This is a genomic window from Streptomyces sp. NPDC015345 (assembly GCF_043078805.1).
GTDB lineage: Bacteria > Actinomycetota > Actinomycetes > Streptomycetales > Streptomycetaceae > Streptomyces.
This window is the reverse complement of sequence record NZ_JBIBTX010000003.1, coordinates 544,787-562,173: the sequence shown is the minus strand read 5'-3', so window position 1 is coordinate 562,173 and position 17,387 is coordinate 544,787. Positions and strand designations below refer to the sequence as shown.

The 17,387-nt window shown below is 70.4% G+C and carries 16 protein-coding genes; 9 read left to right on the top strand and 7 right to left on the bottom strand.

Going from position 1 to position 17,387, the window contains the following annotated elements; translation table 11 throughout:
• The first annotated feature begins 41 nt into the window (after window positions 1–41).
• Together ACF062_RS14845 and ACF062_RS14840 are read left to right on the top strand one after the other, a co-directional pair.
• On the top strand, window positions 42–836 hold the full coding sequence (locus ACF062_RS14845) for a class I SAM-dependent methyltransferase (RefSeq protein WP_392138227.1): 795 nt from the start codon (window positions 42–44) through the stop codon (window positions 834–836).
• A 50-nt stretch (window positions 837–886) separates the two neighbouring features.
• Window positions 887–1,351: a winged helix-turn-helix transcriptional regulator gene (locus tag ACF062_RS14840; protein WP_392138225.1), complete on the top strand. Its 465-nt coding sequence runs from the start codon at window positions 887–889 to the stop codon at window positions 1,349–1,351.
• Between the two features lie 210 nt (window positions 1,352–1,561).
• Here the strand turns inward: ACF062_RS14840 and ACF062_RS14835 are convergent, their stop codons facing one another.
• On the bottom strand, window positions 1,562–1,924 hold the full coding sequence (locus tag ACF062_RS14835) for a DUF192 domain-containing protein (protein ID WP_392138871.1): 363 nt from the start codon (window positions 1,922–1,924) through the stop codon (window positions 1,562–1,564).
• A gap of 341 nt (window positions 1,925–2,265) precedes the next feature.
• Between ACF062_RS14835 and ACF062_RS14830 the strand changes: the two genes are divergently transcribed.
• Entirely contained in the window at window positions 2,266–2,742 is a 477-nt protein-coding gene (locus tag ACF062_RS14830) for a hypothetical protein (RefSeq protein ID WP_392138223.1), read from the top strand.
• Window positions 2,743–2,788: 46 nt separating this feature from the next.
• Here the strand turns inward: ACF062_RS14830 and mgrA are convergent, their stop codons facing one another.
• Entirely contained in the window at window positions 2,789–3,826 is a 1,038-nt protein-coding gene (gene mgrA / locus ACF062_RS14825; protein WP_320590079.1) for an L-glyceraldehyde 3-phosphate reductase, read from the bottom strand.
• Window positions 3,827–3,957: 131 nt separating this feature from the next.
• On the opposite strand from mgrA, the gene ACF062_RS14820 reads away from it, so the two are divergent.
• The 4 genes from ACF062_RS14820 to ACF062_RS14805 all read left to right on the top strand — a co-directional run bounded on the left by ACF062_RS14820 (window position 3,958) and on the right by ACF062_RS14805 (window position 8,938).
• Window positions 3,958–4,719 carry an isoprenyl transferase gene (locus ACF062_RS14820; RefSeq protein ID WP_223776476.1) on the top strand — a complete coding sequence of 254 codons (762 nt, stop codon included), beginning with the start codon at window positions 3,958–3,960 and terminating at the stop codon, window positions 4,717–4,719.
• 330 nt (window positions 4,720–5,049) lie between these two features.
• Window positions 5,050–6,372 carry a PhoH family protein gene (locus tag ACF062_RS14815; protein ID WP_392138221.1) on the top strand — a complete coding sequence of 441 codons (1,323 nt, stop codon included), beginning with the start codon at window positions 5,050–5,052 and terminating at the stop codon, window positions 6,370–6,372.
• Window positions 6,373–6,752: 380 nt separating this feature from the next.
• The gene (locus ACF062_RS14810) at window positions 6,753–7,490 is read left to right on the top strand and encodes a transglycosylase SLT domain-containing protein (protein ID WP_392138220.1); all 738 of its coding nucleotides are present in this window, start codon (window positions 6,753–6,755) and stop codon (window positions 7,488–7,490) included.
• A gap of 134 nt (window positions 7,491–7,624) precedes the next feature.
• Entirely contained in the window at window positions 7,625–8,938 is a 1,314-nt protein-coding gene (locus ACF062_RS14805; RefSeq protein ID WP_392138218.1) for an AI-2E family transporter, read from the top strand.
• A gap of 56 nt (window positions 8,939–8,994) precedes the next feature.
• Here the strand turns inward: ACF062_RS14805 and ACF062_RS14800 are convergent, their stop codons facing one another.
• Window positions 8,995–9,525 carry an alkyl hydroperoxide reductase gene (locus tag ACF062_RS14800; protein WP_392138217.1) on the bottom strand — a complete coding sequence of 177 codons (531 nt, stop codon included), beginning with the start codon at window positions 9,523–9,525 and terminating at the stop codon, window positions 8,995–8,997.
• A gap of 15 nt (window positions 9,526–9,540) precedes the next feature.
• The gene (locus ACF062_RS14795; protein ID WP_127909977.1) at window positions 9,541–10,095 is read right to left on the bottom strand and encodes a peroxiredoxin; all 555 of its coding nucleotides are present in this window, start codon (window positions 10,093–10,095) and stop codon (window positions 9,541–9,543) included.
• A 132-nt stretch (window positions 10,096–10,227) separates the two neighbouring features.
• Here ACF062_RS14795 and ACF062_RS14790 point away from each other — a divergent pair, with 132 nt between their 5' ends.
• Window positions 10,228–11,193 carry a LysR substrate-binding domain-containing protein gene (locus ACF062_RS14790; protein WP_392138215.1) on the top strand — a complete coding sequence of 322 codons (966 nt, stop codon included), beginning with the start codon at window positions 10,228–10,230 and terminating at the stop codon, window positions 11,191–11,193.
• Between the two features lie 36 nt (window positions 11,194–11,229).
• Here the strand turns inward: ACF062_RS14790 and ACF062_RS14785 are convergent, their stop codons facing one another.
• From ACF062_RS14785 to ACF062_RS14775, 3 genes are read right to left on the bottom strand one after another with little or no spacing between them, the layout of a single operon-like run.
• On the bottom strand, window positions 11,230–13,644 hold the full coding sequence (locus ACF062_RS14785; RefSeq protein ID WP_392138213.1) for an FtsX-like permease family protein: 2,415 nt from the start codon (window positions 13,642–13,644) through the stop codon (window positions 11,230–11,232).
• The gene (locus tag ACF062_RS14780; protein ID WP_392138211.1) at window positions 13,641–14,327 is read right to left on the bottom strand and encodes an ABC transporter ATP-binding protein; all 687 of its coding nucleotides are present in this window, start codon (window positions 14,325–14,327) and stop codon (window positions 13,641–13,643) included. Before ACF062_RS14780 ends, ACF062_RS14785 begins: the two co-directional genes overlap by 4 nt.
• Window positions 14,324–14,851: a PadR family transcriptional regulator gene (locus ACF062_RS14775; RefSeq protein WP_223776482.1), complete on the bottom strand. Its 528-nt coding sequence runs from the start codon at window positions 14,849–14,851 to the stop codon at window positions 14,324–14,326. The genes ACF062_RS14780 and ACF062_RS14775 overlap by 4 nt, the downstream gene beginning before the upstream one ends.
• Window positions 14,852–15,089: 238 nt before the next feature.
• Here ACF062_RS14775 and ACF062_RS14770 point away from each other — a divergent pair, with 238 nt between their 5' ends.
• Window positions 15,090–17,351 (top strand): transglycosylase domain-containing protein, encoded by a 2,262-nt coding sequence (locus ACF062_RS14770; protein WP_392138209.1) that lies wholly within the window; start codon window positions 15,090–15,092, stop codon window positions 17,349–17,351.
• Window positions 17,352–17,387 lie beyond the last annotated feature (36 nt).

The window sequence follows — 17,387 nt, the reverse complement described above, 5'->3', positions numbered from 1 at the left end:
GCCCACGTGTGCAGGAACGGCCCCAGTGCCAGGATTGCCGCATGAGCAACAGCCCCGACGACCCCGCACGCCCCGCTCCCCACACCTTCGACGACCTCGTCGCCGAGGCGGAGGCCGCGCCCACCGCCGGCTGGGACTTCTCCTGGTTCGAGGGACGGGCCACCGAAGCGCGGCCCTCCTGGCGCTACGCCGAGGCCATGGCACAGCGCCTCGCGCGGGCGGAGGCCTCGCTCGACATCCAGACCGGCGGCGGCGAGGTGCTGGCCCTGGCCGCCACCCTGCCGCCCCTCGCCGTCGCCACGGAGGGCTGGCCCGCGAACGTCGCCAAGGCCACCGCGCTGCTGCACCCGCGAGGCGTGGCGGTGGTCGCCTCGCCCGAGGACGCCCCGCTGCCGTTCGCGGACGGCGCCTTCGACCTGGTCACCAGCCGCCACCCCGTGCGGGCCCGCTTCGGTGAGATCGCCCGCGTCCTGCGCCCCGGCGGCACGTACTTCGCGCAGCACGTCGGGCCCGCCAGCGCCTTCGAGGTCGTCGAGTACTTCCTCGGGCCGCAGCCGGCGGAGGCCAGGAACGGCCGCCACCCCGACCTGGAGCGCGCCGAGGCCGAGGCGGCGGGCCTGGAGGTCGTGGACCTGCGGGCCGAGCGGCTGCGGATGGAGTTCTTCGACGTCGGAGCCGTCGTCCACTTCCTGCGCAAGGTGGTGTGGATGGTCCCGGACTTCAGCGTGGAGAAATACCGTCCCCGGCTGCGCGAGCTGCACGACCGGATCCGGACCGAAGGCCCCTTCGTGGCGCACAGCTCCCGCCACCTCTTCGACCTCCGCAAGCCCGTATAGCCGCACAGTCGGTACTGTCATTCCGGTAAATGACTGCGTGACAGGAGGAGTTGGCCGTGCGCAAGGAACGAGAGCCGTACGCCTGCGGGCTCGACGCCGCCGTGGACGTCGTCGGCGGCAAGTGGAAGCCCATGATCCTGTGGGCCCTGTACGCGGGCCGGACGCTGCGCTTCGGGGAGCTGAGGCGGCACATCCCCGGTGTCAGCGAGAAGATGCTGATCCAGCAGCTGCGCGAACTGGAGTCGGACGGCATCGTGCACCGCGAGGTCTACCGCGAGGTGCCGCCGAAGGTCGAGTACTCGCTGACCGACCTCGGCCAGTCCCTCAACACGGCCCTGCTTCCCCTGGGGTTGTGGGGCGACCAGCACATGGAGCAGATCGTGGCCGGCAAGGCGAACGGCAGCGCCGACGGCAGCAACGGCACCAACAACGGCGCCAACAACGGCACCGGCAAGGGCAGCGGCACCGGCACCGACGAGACGGACACGGCCAATAAGGCGCAGAACGCCGCCTGATGGGGCGTTCCGGGCAAGGCCCGCCCACGCATCACCCGCATCCCACCGCCCCTCGGGCCCCAGAATCGAAGCCTTGATTCCGCATCGTTATCAATACTGGCTCGATCTGTCCCTGCCCGTCACGTAAGTTCAGACCAAGGCTAATTCGCGTGAGCAAAGCTACGCGTGCGGTGCCGCGCGGTGGAGGGGGCCGCGCGGCACCGCGAGCCGTCATCCCGCGCCGTGCACGACGATCCGCGCACCCCGGCGTACGCCCCACTCGGCCAGCGACCCGGCAGCCGCCTCGATCACATGCCGGGCCCGCGGGCGCGGCACCCCGATCCGGCCCGGCGGCATCGTCCGCACGGACAGCACACGCCACTCGCGGTCCAGATACGCCACATCAACGGCGAACCGCATCCCCACGGTGTGCACGCCACGCGCCGGCGTCAGCAGCAGCGCCCCCGTCACACCCGCACGGCCGAGCAGCCCCCGTCGCCGCGCCCGCGCCGATCCCGCGATCTCGAGAGGGATCTCCGAGGCATCCGCGGAGATCGCCCGGCCGGGCTCCGGGGACGGGCCGAAGACCTTCATCGTCGCCATCCGGCGAAGTTAGCGGCGCGCACACCCGGCGCGTCAAGCGCGCGAACGCCTGCGGGGTCCCCCGTGTGGAGTACGGCCGCGCCCGGCCGAAATCCGCCGCAGAACCCGGGATTCCGGCCCCAGAACGGGCTCGCGCAGTCGTCGCATGGTCTCGGAGAGTAGTTGTGGCACGCCGATGCACGCGAAATCCCTTACGAAGGGTTATGGTGGAAACCCCCCCTCGGGCCGGTCCGTCTCCCCCCCACGGACCGGCCCGTTTTTTGTGCCCGCGTTCAGGCCGGGGGTCCGTGGTGGTGGCGGCGCCAAGATCACGCGCCGTTATGGTCAGGTACATGTCTGATCAGCTCCCCCCACCGCCCCACGCCCCGAACCACCCGCAGGCAGGCCTCCCCACCTACCCGGGCCCCGCGCAGGACCCCGGCCACGGCTACGGCCCGCAGACCCCGCAGCGGATGCCCGGCGTCGTCCGCGCCGCGCAGATCATCACCTGGGTCCTCGCCGCCCTCACCGTCCTCGGCTCGGCCCTCGCGGTCGCCGTGGTCAACCCCGAGACGGGCGGCGCCGCCCTCGGGGTCAACCTCTGCCTCCTGGTCACGGCCGGCATGGCCTTCCGCTTCGGCAGCGTCGGCAACGGCATCCGCGTCACCTGCATCGTCCTGATGAGCGTGCAGACAGCGCTCGGCCTCGGGGGAGCGGCGAACGGCAACCCGGTGGGGCTGCTGCCCCTGCTCGGCGCCATCGCCGTCGTCGTCCTGCTCTCCCAGGGCGCCGCGGGCGCGTGGTTCAAGCGCCCGCGCGCCCACGGCTGACCCGGCGCGCCCGCCCCGTACGCGGCTGACGCGCCGAGCCGACGCGTCAGCCGCGCCCCGCCCAGATGTTCGTGCCCGGCGTCGACACCGCGAAGGTGTCGATCGCCGCGAGCTCCTCGTCCGTGAGCTTCGGCCCGGCCAGCGCCGCCACGTTCTCCTCCAGCTGCCCGACGCTCGACGCGCCGATCAGCGCCGAGGTCATCCGCTCGTCCCGCAGCACCCAGTTGAGGGCGAGCTGGGCGAGCGACTGGCCGCGGGCCGCCGCGATGTCGTTGAGGCCGTTCAGCCGGCGCACGACCTCGTCGCTCAGCAGATCCGGGTCCAGGGACTTGCCCTGCGTGGCGCGCGAACCCTCCGGGATGCCCTTCAGGTACTTGTTCGTGAGCAACCCCTGGGCGAGCGGCACGAAGGAGATGCAGCCCATGCCCGCCTCCTCCAGCGTGTCGAGCAGGCCGTCCTCCTCGGTCCAGCGGTTGATCATCGAGTACGACGGCTGGTGGATGAGCGCGGGCACACCCATCTCCCGCAGCAGCCGCGCCGCTTCGGCGGTCTGCTCGCTGTTGTACGACGACACACCGACGTAGAGCGCCTTGCCCTGCTGGACGGCGGAGGCGAGCGCGCCCATCGTCTCCTCCAGCGGGGTCTCCGGGTCGAAGCGGTGGGAGTAGAAGATGTCGACGTAGTCGAGACCCATCCGCTCCAGCGACGCGTCCAGCGACGACAGCAGGTACTTGCGGCTGCCCCACTCGCCGTACGGGCCGGGGTGCATGAGGTAGCCGGCCTTGGTCGAGATGACCAGTTCGTCGCGGTACGAGGCGAAGTCCTGGGCGAAGATCTTGCCGAAGTTCAGCTCCGCCGAACCGGGCGGCGGGCCGTAGTTGTTGGCCAGGTCGAAGTGCGTGACGCCCAGGTCGAAGGCCCGGCGCAGGATCGCGCGCTGCGTGTCCAGGGCCTTGTCGTCACCGAAGTTGTGCCAGAGCCCGAGGGAGACCGCGGGCAGCTTCAGTCCGCTGCGCCCCGTGCGCCGATACTCCATCGCGTCGTAACGGCCCTCGGCCGCGCGGTACAGAGACGTGTCGTTCATGGAGATGAAGCTACTTCAGCGACCGGGACCCGACTTCGGCGGGCGGCCCGTGCGGCGGTAGGGTGTCGCCCTCGGGGACTGCCCTACGCACACCCCTTGAGGACCACCATCTGCTGGAGGGGCTGACAGACGTGAACCTGCGCGACCTGGTGTACGGACTTTACGCACGCCGGGTGGAAGGCCGCCTCGACCACGACCAGGTGCCCAAGCACATCGGGGTCATCCTCGACGGCAACCGCCGCTGGGCCAAGGCGTCCGGCGGGACCACCGCACAGGGCCACCAGGCCGGCGCGTACAAGATCGAGGAGTTCCTCGGCTGGTGCGCCGAGACCGACGTCGAGGTCGTCACGCTGTGGATGCTCTCCACCGACAACTTCGACCGGCCGGAGTCGGAGCTCACCCCGCTCCTCGGCATCATCGAGGCCACGGTCCGCTCGCTCGTCGCGGACGGCCGCTGGCGCGTGCACCACGTCGGCGCGCTCGACCTGCTGCCCGCCCGCACCCAGGCCGTCATGAAGGAAGCCGAGCAGGCCACCCACGACAACACCGGGATACTGGTCAACGTCGCCGTGGGCTACGGCGGCCGCCAGGAGATCGCCGACGCGGTCCGCTCGCTGCTCCTGGAACACGCGGACAAGGGCACCAGCCTGGAGGAGGTCGCGGAGAGCGTCGACATCGACCTCATCTCCAAGCACCTCTACACCAGCGGCCAGCCCGACCCCGACCTGGTGATCCGCACGAGCGGCGAGCAGCGCCTGTCGGGCTTCATGCTCTGGCAGTCCGCCCACTCCGAGTACTACTTCTGCGAGGTCTTCTGGCCGGCCTTCCGCAAGGTCGACTTCCTGCGCGCGCTGCGTGACTACGCGGCCCGCCACCGCCGCTACGGCGGCTGACCCGCACCCACCCCCTGAGGCCCGGGTAACCCGGAGTTAACCAACGCGTCGTCATATGCCCTGGCATGGCGGCGCTCGTTGGAGGGAATAAGCCTTCCAGGTCGACGTCCGAGCAGTATCCGAAAGGGACGTCGTATCTCAGCGGGCGGCATGGGCCGTCCGCCCGGGAGGCCCTTTGCACCAGGACGACCGTGTGCGCAACGCGGGCGACGTGGAGGGCCGGCGCTCGGCCCGCGCATCGCGGCCGCGTCCGGTCCGGTTCACATCCGCCGGCCCGCCCGGCATCCCTCCCGTCGCTCCGCGACCTCATCCGAGGGGGTACGTCCTTCCGTGGTGACCAGCACAAAGCGCCGCATGCCCGACAGGCGCACCTATGTTCTCGACACCAGCGTCCTGCTGGCCGACCCGAACGCCCTGACCCGCTTCGACGAGCACGAAGTCGTGCTGCCCGTCGTCGTGGTGACGGAGCTGGAGGCCAAGCGGCACCATCCGGAGCTCGGCTACTTCGCCCGGCAGGCCCTGCGCCTGCTGGACGACTTCCGGATCCGGCACGGCCGCCTGGACGCCCCGATCCCCATCGGGGACCTGGGCGGCTCGCTGCACGTCGAGCTCAACCACTCCGATCCCGGCGTGCTCCCGGCCGGCTACCGGTTGGGGGACAACGACTCACGGATTCTCGCGGTGGCCCGCAACCTCCAGGCCGAGGGGTACGACGTCACGGTCGTCTCCAAGGACCTGCCGCTCAGGATCAAGGCATCCTCGGTCGGACTGCTCGCCGAGGAGTACCGCGCCGAACTCGCCATCACGGACTCCGGCTGGACCGGCATGTCCGAGCTGGCCCTCTCCGGCGAACAGGTGGACCTCCTCTTCGAGGAAGACCAGCTGTACGTCCCCGAGGCGGCCGACCTGCCCGTGCACACCGGCCTCACCATCCAGTCCGCGAAGGGCAAGGCCCTCGGCCGCGTCACCGCGGAGGGCAACGTCCGTCTCGTACGCGGCGACCGGGAGGCCTTCGGCATCAAGGGGAGGAGCGCCGAACAGCGGATCGCGCTCGATCTGCTCCTCGACCCCGACGTCGGCATCGTCTCCATGGGCGGGCGCGCCGGAACCGGCAAGTCGGCGCTCGCGCTCTGCGCGGGCCTGGAGGCCGTCCTTGAGCGCCGCCAGCACCAGAAGGTGATGGTCTTCCGTCCGCTGTACGCGGTCGGCGGGCAGGAGCTCGGCTATCTGCCCGGCAGCGAGGCCGAGAAGATGGGTCCGTGGGCGCAGGCGGTCTTCGACACGCTCGGTTCGGTGGCCGGGAAAGAGGTCATCGAGGAGATCACGGCGCGCGGCATGCTGGAGGTCCTGCCTCTCACCCACATCCGCGGCCGCTCGCTGCACGACGCGTTCGTCATCGTGGACGAGGCCCAGTCCCTGGAGCGGAACGTCCTGTTGACCGTGCTCTCCAGGATCGGGGCGAACTCCCGTGTCGTACTGACCCATGACGTCGCCCAGCGCGACAACCTCCGCGTGGGGCGGTACGACGGGGTGGTCGCCGTCGTGGAGAAGCTGAAGGGCCATCCGCTCTTCGCGCACGTCACCCTCACGCGCTCCGAGCGCTCGCAGATCGCGGCCCTGGTGACCGAAATGCTGGAGGACGGCCACATCTGAGTCAGTTCACGGCAAAAGCGCGGTAGTTGGCGCCGTCCGGCGAAGCGAAGGAGCCTAGCCGGGCGGCGCCGTCGTGTGCGCCTGTTTCCGGAAAACTCCTGGGGTAAACGGCGTGTGAGCTTTCCCACGCAACGGAGAATTGCCTTGCGGTGTCCGGCTGCGGCAGAGTCTCAGTCCTGTCAGGCCCCGCATGCGACACACGTGTACCCCCAGCGGTACGGCACAACAGAACTTCATAGTGGCCGTCGCATGCCGCCCGAGCACCACGCGGCGCTCCCGTCACGGGAGTTGCCCACCGGGCCCGTGCCTCCCGTGACCGATCGCAAGCGGAGGCCAGCGCCAGGGGCACGATTGCGTCCGCGAGGTCACCTATGCGGGCGATGCTGGAAGGAAACCGTGTGAGCCGGATTTCGGTCCGGGGATTCGCCGTGGCTTCTGCCACCGCGGTCACCACCGTCGGAGCTGTCGTGGGTGTCGCCTCGGGCAACACCCAGCCCTCGAACACGAACGACTTCGAGGCAGCGGCGAGCGACGCGACGCTCCTCGCAGAGATCCCCGCGGGTCAGCAGGCCCAGGTCCAGACCGCGTCCCTGACGCAGCAGGCCGACGCGCAGGCCATGGCCGCCGACACCGTCGCGAAGAAGACCGCCGCGGAGGAGGCCCGCAAGCAGGCCGCCGCCTCGGCGATCGAGAAGCAGCAGGCCGCGGAGAAGGCGGAGGCGGCCAAGAAGGCCGCCGCCAAGAAGGAGCGCGAGGAGAAGGCCGAGACCAAGGCCAGCCGCTCCTCCGCGCGCGACGCCAAGGATTTCGCTCCGCAGAGCTCGTACACGGTCGCCCAGGTCCAGGCGATGGCACGGCAGATGGTCCCCAGCGGCCAGTTCCAGTGCTTCAGCAACATCGTCAACCACGAGTCCACGTGGAACTACAAGGCCACCAACGCCTCTTCCGGCGCCTACGGCCTCGTCCAGGCGCTGCCCGCCTCCAAGATGGCCTCGGCGGGCGCCGACTGGCAGACCAACCCGGCCACGCAGATCAAGTGGGGCCTGAACTACATGAACGACCGCTACGGAAGCCCGTGCGGTGCCTGGGAATTCTGGCAGACGAACCACTGGTACTAGGCCACACCCCGGCCCTGCCGCGCTCGACTCGGCAGACCCCTCACCGTCCTACGGTGGGGGGTTTCTGCCGTGTACGGTCGGTGTGGACGGCTCCCGGGGGAGTGGTGGGGAAAGACGGGGGTAGAGGACGGATCATGTCGCGAGTGCCAGGGTGGCTCGGCAGGCTCGGTGCCGGACTGAGCGAGATGAGCGAGCGGTTGAACGAGCAGCGGGCCAAGGACGACGAGCCGGACGACGAGCCGGACGACGTCGCGGGCGTGGAGCCCGACCACGTGCCTCCGCCGCCGGCCTACGCGCCCGCCGTGGCGGCCAGACCCGACCCCGCGGCGGCCGTGCCGTGGGGGATGCGGGTCGCCGCCGAGGCCGCCTGGCGGCTGCTGATCCTCGCGGGCACGCTCTGGGTCCTGATGAAGGTCATCAGCGCGGTCCAGCTGGTGGTGCTCGCCTTCGTGGCCGCGCTGCTGATCACCGCGCTGCTCCAGCCCACGGTGGCCCGGCTGCGGAGGGTCGGTCTGCCGCGCGGGCTGGCGACGGCGGTCACGGCGATCCTCGGCTTCGTCATCATGGGCCTGGTCGGCTGGTTCGTCGTCTGGCAGGTCATGGAGAACGCCGACGAGCTCTCCGGTCAGGTCCAGGACGGCATCGAGGACCTGCGCAAGTGGCTGCTCAACAGCCCCTTCCACGTGACCGAGGACCAGATCAACGACATCGCCACGAGCCTGCGCGACGCCGTCGGCGCCAACACCGAGGAGCTCACCTCCGCCGGCCTCGAAGGCGTGACGGTCATCGTCGAGGCGCTGACCGGCATCCTGCTCGCGATGTTCTCGACGCTCTTCCTGCTCTACGACGGCAAGCGCATCTGGCAGTGGTTCCTGAAGCTGGTGCCCGCCCAGGCCCGGCCCGGCATCGCGGGGGCGGGGCCGCGTGCCTGGCGCACCCTCACCGCGTATGTGCGCGGCACGGTGATAGTGGCCATGATCGACGCCATCTTCATCGGCCTCGGCATCTACTTCCTCGGGGTGCCGATGGCGGTGCCGCTGGCCGTCATCATCTTCCTGGCGTCGTTCGTGCCGCTGGTCGGCGCCGTCGTCTCCGGGGCCCTCGCGGTGGTCGTCGCGCTCGTGACGCAGGGCGTGTTCACGGCGGTGATGGCGCTGGCGGTGGTCCTCGCGGTGCAGCAGATCGAGGGGCACATCCTGCAGCCGTTCATCCTCGGCCGCGCGGTGCGGGTGCACCCGCTGGCGGTGATCCTGTCGGTCGCCGCGGGCGGCATGGTGGCCGGGATCGGCGGGGCCGTCGTGGCGGTGCCGCTGGTCGCCGTGACGAACACGGTGGTCGGCTATCTGCGGGCGTACTCCCGCGAGGCCGCGCTGAAGGCGGCGCGGGAGCCGCAGCCGCAGGGGGCGACGGTGTCGGACGTGTCCGCATCGGATCCGCCGCCGCAGTAGGGCGGGCATACGAAAAGGGGCCCGGAACCAATGGTTCCGGGCCCCTTTCCCATGACCTAGGCGAGGTGCGCCTCGGAGTCCAGCGTGACGCCCACGGCCTGGATGACCGCGGCGATCTTGACCGCCTCCTGGATGACCTCGCGGTCGACACCGGCCTTGCGCAGGACCTGCTCGTGCGAGTCCAGGCACTGGCCGCAGCCGTTGATCGCGGAGACCGCGAGGGACCACAGCTCGAAGTCGACCTTCTCGACGCCCGGGTTGCCGATGACGTTCATCCGCAGACCGGCGCGCATCGTCCCGTACTCCGGGTCGGAGAGCAGGTGACGCGTGCGGTAGAAGACGTTGTTCATCGCCATGATGGCGGCGGCCGACTTGGCGGCGGTGTAGGCCTCGGGGGAGAGGTTCGCCTTCGCCTCGGGCTCCAGCTCGCGCAGCACCTTCGGGGAGCGGGACGCGATGGCGCAGGCCAGCACGGTGCCCCAGAGCTGCTGCTGCGGGAGGTCGCTGTTGCCGATGACCGAGCCGAGGTTCAGCTTCAGGTCCTTGGCGTAGTCCGGTACGGCGGACTTGAGTTCGTCGAGTGCCATGTCAGAGCCTTCCGTTCACTCGCCCGAGAGCAGCGCGACCGGGTCGAGGGTCTCGTCGCCCTTGCTCCAGTTGCAGGGGCAGAGCTCGTCGGTCTGCAGGGCGTCGAGGACCCGCAGGACCTCCTTGGGGTTACGGCCCACGGAACCGGCGGTCACCATCGTGAACTGGATCTCGTTGTTCTGGTCGACGATGAAGACGGCGCGCTGCGCGAAGCCGTCCTCGCCCTCGATGCCGAGCGCGCGCATGAGCTCGTGCTTGGAGTCGGCCAGCATCGGGAAGGGCAGGTCGGTCAGGTCCGGGTGGTCCTTGCGCCAGGCGTGGTGCACGAACTCGGAGTCACCGGAGAAGCCGAGGATCTGGGCGTCACGGTCGGCGAACTCGTCGTTCAGCTTGCCGAAGGCCGCGATCTCGGTCGGGCACACGAAGGTGAAGTCCTTGGGCCACGCGAAGACGATCTTCCACTTGCCCTCGTAGGTCTTGTGGTTGATCTGCTCGAACTCCGCGCCCTTCTCCAGGGAGACACAGGCGGTCAGGTCGAACTCGGGGAACTTGTCACCGACAGTGAGCACACGTACTCCTTGCGACGAGGTAAATCCCTTTTGGGGACTTTCCTGCGGGTTGGACGGATCTCGATGGTGGCACAGGGTGCATTGATTAGGGAAATAGCTAGACTGGGTCAAGTTGATCGGAGGTGGTTATCAGTGAGGGCCATAAATAGGGGAAAGCTCCCTGGCAAGCAGAGCAACGGCAAACAGCCCAGCCTGGCGCAGCTGCGCGCGTTCGCCGCAGTGGCGGAACATCTGCACTTCAGGGACGCGGCCGCGGCGATCGGAATGAGCCAGCCGGCCCTTTCCGGCGCCGTCGCGGCCCTGGAGGAGGCACTCGGTGTCCAGCTCCTGGAGCGCACCACGCGCAAGGTGCTGCTCTCCCCGGCCGGGGAACGCCTCGCGGTGCGGGTCAGGGCCGTCCTCGGCGAGGTCGAGGCGCTCCTGGAGGAGGCCGACGCCGTCAAGGCGCCGTTCACCGGGGCGCTGCGGCTCGGCGTGATCCCCACCGTGGCGCCGTACCTGCTGCCGACGGTGATCGCGCTGGTCCACGAGGAGTACCCGGACCTGGACCTCCAGGTGCACGAGGAGCAGACCTCCTCGCTGCTCGAAGGGCTCGCGGCCGGGCGGCTCGACCTGCTGCTGCTCGCGGTGCCGCTCGGCGTGCCGGGCGTCACCGAACTGCCGCTCTTCGACGAGGACTTCGTACTGGTCACGCCGCTCGACCACTGGCTCGGCGGACGTGAGGGCATCCCCCGCGAGGCGCTGAAGGAGCTGAACCTGCTGCTGCTCGACGAGGGGCACTGCCTGCGCGACCAGGCCCTGGACATCTGCCGCGAGGCGGGGCGCGCCGACGCCCCCGTCGCCACGACCGCCGCCGGGCTCTCCACCCTCGTCCAGCTGGTCGCCGGCGGGCTCGGCGTGACGCTGCTGCCGCGCACCGCGGTGCGCGTGGAGACCAGTCGCAGCAACCAGCTGCTCACCGGGTACTTCGCCGACCCGGCACCCACCCGGCGGATCGCGCTCGCGATGCGGACGGGCGCGGCGCGCGCCGCGGAGTACGAGGAGCTGGCGCGGGCCCTGCGCGGGGCCGTGCGGCCGCTGCCGGTGCGGGTGGTGTGATCCCGCACCGGCAGCGTACGACGGGAAGCGGCCCGGCTACTCGGTCCGCAGGCCCTCCGGCCGCATCATGCGCCACAGCGGCGGCAGGCTGAGCAGGGTCACGGCCGCGACGAGGACGGCGCCCGCGCCGGTCAGGGGCACGAACTTCCACCAGTCGGTGACCGACTTGTCGATCATGCGGACCATGACCCAGCCGAGGCCGAGGCCGCCCGCGACGGCGAGTGCCAGGCCGACCGCGACCGGGATCGCCGTCTGCCACAGGACCGACCACGCCATCGAGCCGCGACGCGTGCCGAAGGCCGTGAGCACCGCGAGGAGCCGCTTGCGCTCGCGCAGTTGTTCCAGCATCGACACCAGCATGGACGCGGCGATCAGCGTCATCGTCGCCAGGGCGCCGACCTGGAGACCGGTCTGCACGGTCGCGTACTGCTGGTCGCGCTCGACCGCGCGCAGGGTCCGCACGTCCAGGAACGGGTCGAGGCGGGCCGCGGTGTTGCGGACGTACTCCTCGGCGTCCGGGGTGTCCGGATCGACCTGGATCATGGCGCTCGTCGAGGCGTCGACCAGCTTGGACTTGTCGACGGCGCCGGGGGTGGCGTAGACGCCGTCGTGCAGGTCGCCGCCCGGGTCGGGGCGGGCGGTGACCACGCGGGCGTCGGCGGGCAGCGTCCACAGGACGTGCTTGTGGCCGGGCTCGTCCCAGCTGATGGGGTTCAGGTCGAGCGGCTTGCCCGGGCGGGCCGACTCGTCGACCCAGCTGTTCATCTGCTTGTCCCTGGTGTGGACGACGAAGGTGTCGCCGTCCTCGCACCGGCTGATGCGGGCCAGTTCGCGCAGGTTGGCGCAGGTGCCGACCGTCAGCTCCGTGGTGGGACGGAAGTCGTCGGACTTCTTCAGCCGGCCTGGTTTGACGGCGTACGTGGAGACCGTGGCGATGACCCGCTTGACGCCCTTGGTGGTGCGGAAGCCGTCGATCATCTTGTCGGCGAGCGCGGCGTCACCGATGTCGGCGCGCACCGAGATCTTGGCGCGGGCGGTGTCCGCCCCCGTCATCCGGTTGAAGTCGTCGTGCATCGCGCCGAACAGCATCTGCAGGGCGACCGCGCCGGCCACCGCCACCGTGATGCCGCTCACCGCGCGGGCCGCCGTGCCGCTGCTCAACTGGAGCCTTCGCGTGGCCAGTTGCCAGGGAACAGGGCCGCCGCGCAGCCGGGACACGGTCGCCTCGACGAGCCAGGGCAGCAGCGCCGCCAGGCCCACCAGGGTGAGCGTGGCGCCCGCGCCGATGGCGTACACCGGCGGCGCGTAGTCACCGCCGACGCGGCCCGCGGCCAGCAGGATGCCGAAGCCCGCGAGCGGCATCAGGACACGCCACCACAGCCGCCGCTTGCGGACCTTGGTGCTGCGCATGACGCCCAGCGGTTCGATGGACACGGCCCGCAGCGAGATCAGCGTCACGACGACGGCCGTGACCGGGACGGCCACCAGGACCAGCGCGGCGAGGGAGGCCACCGGCGTCAGGTCGGCGGGGAAGGCGCTGATCTGCCACATGTCGATGGTGCCGATCAGCTGACGCAGCCCCAGGAAGAGGGCGCCGCCGACCGCGAGGCCGAGCAGCGCGCCGCACAGGGCCTCGCCCGCCGCGATCCGGCGCACCGCGCGGGCGTCCGCGCCGACCAGGCGCAGCGCGGCGAGACGGCGGTCGCGCCGGTCGCCGCCGAAGCGGACGGCCGTGCCGATGAAGATGACGACCGGTGTCAGCAGGACCACGCACATCAGGACGACGAGCACGACAAGGAGCGGATCGAAGGGTTCCGCGGGCGTCTCGTAGCCGAACTCCGACACGCGGTGGCCGCCCTTGGCCTGGGTGAGGGCGTCGGAGCCCGCGTAGAAGTAGCGCTCCTGGGGGTGGACCAGGCCCGCGTCGCCGATGGTGCCGACGATCCGGTAGCCGCTGAACCGGTCCTTCAGCAGGGCGCCGTCGGAGCTGTTCAGGAGGTCGCGCAGGGCGGGCGAGACGACCATCTCGCCGTCCGCCGGGATCTTCTCCAGGCCGGGCGGCAGGACCGGGCGGTCGCCCTCGGCGCGCAGGACGCGGCCGCCGACCGTGGAGTCGCGGAAGTCGGTCGGGGCATCGCGCTGGAGGACGGTCGACTCGCTCCGCTTGACGCGCTTGCCGGAGAAGTCGTCGCCCGAGCGGGCCGCCGTGTGGTTCTCGCGGTTCTGGAGCAGGTTGGGCACGGAGGAGGCGCCGAGCAGCAGCGCCACGCCGAGCCCGACGCCGACGGCGGTCAGGAGCGTGCGGGTCCAGCCCTCACGGCCGCCGCCGACGGCGAAGCGTATGCCCATCCCGAGGTCGCGGAGCCAGGCGCGGACGCCGGTGGGCGCGGTGTGCCCGGCGTCCGGCGGCCCGGGCCGGGTGTCGGCCCTGGCGCGGGTGTCGAGGCTCATACGATCCGCTCCATGTCGCGCGACCTGCCGTCGCGCACGACGATCTCGCGGTCGGAGTAGGCGGCCACCCGCGTCTCGTGGGTGACGAGGACGACGGCGGCGTTGGTGGAGCGGGCGGCGTCGGTCAGCAGCTCCATCACGCGCTCGCCGTTGAGCGAGTCCAGGGCACCGGTCGGCTCGTCGGCGAAGATCACGCGCGGCCCGGTGGCGAGCGCGCGGGCGACGGCGACGCGCTGGCCCTGGCCGCCGGAGACCTCGCCGGGCCGCTTGGCGGCGACGTCGTCGACCTCCAGGCGCTCCATCCAGGTGCGGGCGGTCGCCTCGGCGTCCTTGCGCCTGGCGCCGTTCAGCCGCAGCGGCAGGGCGACGTTCTCGACGCAGGTCAGTTCCGGCACGAGCTGGCCGAACTGGAAGACGAACCCGAACTCGCTGCGCCGCAGGGCGCTCAGGGCGGCGTCCGGCAGACCGGTCAGCTCACGGCCGTCGTACGTGATGGAGCCCTCGTCGGGACGCACGATCCCGGCGAGGCAGTGCAGCAGGGTCGACTTGCCGGAGCCCGAGGGGCCCATGACGGCGACGACCTCGCCGGGGTGGATCGAGAACGACGCGTCGGTGAGCGCCGTGGTCGGGCCGTACGCCTTGCGCAGCGCGTGGGCCGTGAGGAGGGAACCGGCGGGGGTCATGCGGGGCGCACCTCCTGGGCGAGCTTGCCGAGGCGTGCGGCGGCCAGCTCGAGCCAGCGCAGATCGGCTTCGAGGTGGAAGAGCGCGTGGTCGCAGATGAGCTGGTCGGCGAGGTCGCCCTTGCGCTTGCGGTCGGTCAGGATGCGCATCAGGCGCAGGTGCTCGGCGCGCTGCACGTCGAGGAGTTCGGCGGCGTCTCGGCCGGTGAGGAGCGCGAGGACGACCTTGGTGTAGAGGGTCGACTGGAGGTAGGGCTCGGGCTTCTCCGGGGTGGCGAGCCACCGCTGGACATCGGTGACGCCGGCCTCGGTGATCGCGTACCGCTTGCGTTCGGGACCGCCGCCCGCCTCGATGCCGTCGACCTCGACGAGGCCGTTCTTCAGCAGCCGGGACATGGTCGAGTAGACCTGTCCGTAGTGCAGGGGCTTGTCGTGCCCGAACTTCTCGTCGAAGGCGCGCTTGAGGTCGTAACCGTGCCGCGGGCCGGACTCCAGGAGCCCCAGAAGGGTGTGGCCAATGGACATACGGAGCACTGTACACGGCGTGTATACGTGCGGTGTATACGTCCGGTGCGGCGATCGTTTGTGCGACGGCCGGGCAACCATCGGGGGCTCCCGGACGTCGGTTCCTAAGGGGCAGGTGCTCATTGTCACGTCCGCAAAAGGCCGGATCGGCAGGAGTTTGTCCCAGGGTGCGGTGTTAGCTTCATGAGCTGACTCGACGTACGCATGTGGACTAGACGGAAGCGGAGCACTCTCAGTCATGGGCCGAGCCGAAGAACGACAAGCGCGGCAGCGCGGTGCCCGCCGGGCAGCGCGCGGGCGCCCGTCCGGCGGGGGCAAGCCCAAGCGCACCGGCATACGCCGCTTCTTCACCTGGAAGAAGATCTTGGGGACGTTCTTCGGGTTCATCCTGCTCGGCATGGGTGCCTTCGTCGTGCTCTACCTGGTGATCGACATCCCCGAGGGCAATGCCGCGGCGAAGAGGCAGAGCAACGTCTACAAGTACAGCGACGGGACGATCCTGGCGCGGGACGGCAAGGTCAACCGCGAGATCGTCGACCTGGACAAGGTGCCCGAGGAGGTCCAGAAGACCTTCGTCGCCGCCGAGAACAAGTCCTTCTACAAGGACCAGGGCGTCGACTTCAAGGGCACGGCGCGCGGCGTCCTCAACACGCTGACCGGCAAGGGCAAGCAGGGTGGCTCGACGATCACCCAGCAGTACGTGAAGAACTATTACCTGACGCAGGACCAGACGGTCAGCCGCAAGCTGAAGGAACTGGTCATCTCGCTGAAGGTGGACCGCGAGAAGAGCAAGGACGACATCCTCGCGGGCTACATCAACACCAGCTACTACGGCCGCGGCGCCTACGGCATCCAGGCCGCCGCCCAGGCCTACTACGGCGTCGACGCCAAGGAGCTGGACGTCGAGCAGGGCGCCTACCTCGCCGCCCTGCTCCAGGCCCCCAGCCAGTACGACTGGCAGGCCGCGACGCCGACCGGCAAGAAGCTCGTCAAGGCCCGCTGGAACTACGTCCTCGACAACATGGTCGAACAGGACTGGCTGGACGCCGGCAAGCGCGCGGACCTGAAGTTCCCCAAGCCGGACGACCCCAAGGCCCCGCCCGGCCGTGAGGGACAGATCGGCTACCTCGTCGACGAGGCCAAGCGCGAGGTGCTGCGCAACAGCGGCCTGTCCGAGGCCGAGTTCGAGGCCGGCGGCTACACCGTCACGCTCAACATCGACCCCAAGAAGCAGAAGCAGCTCGAGAAGGCCGTCGACAAGGAGCTGAACGACAAGCTCGACCGGAAGAAGAACAAGGCGGACGCCCGGGTCCAGGCGGGCGCGGCGTCCGTCGACCCGAAGACCGGCAAGGTCCTCGCCATGTACGGCGGCGAGAACTACGTGAAGCACTTCACGAACAACGCCACCCGCCGCGACTACCAGTCGGCGTCCACCTTCAAGCCGCTGATCCTCGCCGCGGCCCTGGAGCACGGCGCGACGACCCAGGACGGCAAGCCGATCACCGCCGGCACGGTCTACGACGGCACGAGCAGGCGCCCGGTCAAGGGCGGCGACGTCGCCTTCGCGCCGCCGAACGAGGACAACGTCGACTACGGCCCGGTCACCGTGCAGAAGGCGATGAACAAGTCCGTCAACTCCGTCTTCGCGCAGATGGGCGTGGACGTCGGGATGCCCAAGGTCATGGAGATGGCGAGCACGCTCGGCATGGACGTCAAGGGCCTGCCCGCGGTGCCCGCCCAGACTCTCGGCTCCATGGGCGCGAGCCCGCTGGAGATGGCGGGCGTGTACGCCACGCTCGACAACCACGGCAAGAAGGTCACCCCGGCCCTCGTCGGCTCCGTGGAGCACAAGGACCGCACGGTCGACCTGCCCGACCCGATCGGTGACCAGGTCGTCAAGCGCACCACCGCCGACTCGCTGACCTCCGTCCTGACCGGCGTGGTCGACGACGGCACCGGCAGCGCCGTGCGCCACCCCGTGCAGGACGTGGCCGGCAAGACGGGTACGTCCGACGACAACAAGTCGGCCTGGTTCACCGGCTACACGCCGAAGCTGGTCACCTCCGTGGGCCTCTTCGGCGAGGGTGCGCCCAACACCAAGGAGAAGGGCCAGCAGGTGTCGATGAAGGGCGCCGGCGGCCGGGCGCGCGTCGACGGCGGCAGCTTCCCCGCCCAGATCTGGGCGGCGTACACCTTCGACGCGATGGGCGCGCCCAGCAGGTTCGACCTCGACACGGACATGGGCGCGGCCATCGCGCCGCCCCCGGAGCCGACGCTGTCGAAGGAGCCCAAGGAGCCGTCGAGCACGCCGACGAAGCCGGAGAAGGACCCGACGTCCAAGCCGCCGTCGCAGTCCCCCTCGCAGTCGCCGTCGTCGTCCCCGCCGACCACGCCGCCGACGCAGACGCCGACGTCGAAGCCGCCGACCCAGGAGCCGGACCCCACGCACACGATCGAGATCCCCGAGGATCCCGACGACCGCGCGCCCGGCCGCGACTGAGGCCCCGCGCCCCTGCGCGATACGGCGGAAGGCGCC

What these genes read in the sequence shown, in the direction of transcription:
- ACF062_RS14800 (WP_392138217.1), bottom strand. Translation starts at nt 9,525, where the DNA reads ATGGCACTCGACGAACTCAAGTCCGCCGTACCGGACTACGCCAAGGAC.
- ACF062_RS14845 (WP_392138227.1), top strand. Translation starts at nt 42, where the DNA reads ATGAGCAACAGCCCCGACGACCCCGCACGCCCCGCTCCCCACACCTTC.
- ACF062_RS14835 (WP_392138871.1), bottom strand. Translation starts at nt 1,924, where the DNA reads ATGAAGGTCTTCGGCCCGTCCCCGGAGCCCGGCCGGGCGATCTCCGCG.
- mgrA (WP_320590079.1), bottom strand. Translation starts at nt 3,826, where the DNA reads ATGAACGACACGTCTCTGTACCGCGCGGCCGAGGGCCGTTACGACGCG.
- ACF062_RS14810 (WP_392138220.1), top strand. Translation starts at nt 6,753, where the DNA reads ATGCTGGAAGGAAACCGTGTGAGCCGGATTTCGGTCCGGGGATTCGCC.
- ACF062_RS14785 (WP_392138213.1), bottom strand. Translation starts at nt 13,644, where the DNA reads ATGAGCCTCGACACCCGCGCCAGGGCCGACACCCGGCCCGGGCCGCCG.
- ACF062_RS14780 (WP_392138211.1), bottom strand. Translation starts at nt 14,327, where the DNA reads ATGACCCCCGCCGGTTCCCTCCTCACGGCCCACGCGCTGCGCAAGGCG.
- ACF062_RS14775 (WP_223776482.1), bottom strand. Translation starts at nt 14,851, where the DNA reads ATGTCCATTGGCCACACCCTTCTGGGGCTCCTGGAGTCCGGCCCGCGG.
- ACF062_RS14830 (WP_392138223.1), top strand. Translation starts at nt 2,266, where the DNA reads ATGTCTGATCAGCTCCCCCCACCGCCCCACGCCCCGAACCACCCGCAG.
- ACF062_RS14770 (WP_392138209.1), top strand. Translation starts at nt 15,090, where the DNA reads ATGGGCCGAGCCGAAGAACGACAAGCGCGGCAGCGCGGTGCCCGCCGG.
- ACF062_RS14805 (WP_392138218.1), top strand. Translation starts at nt 7,625, where the DNA reads ATGTCGCGAGTGCCAGGGTGGCTCGGCAGGCTCGGTGCCGGACTGAGC.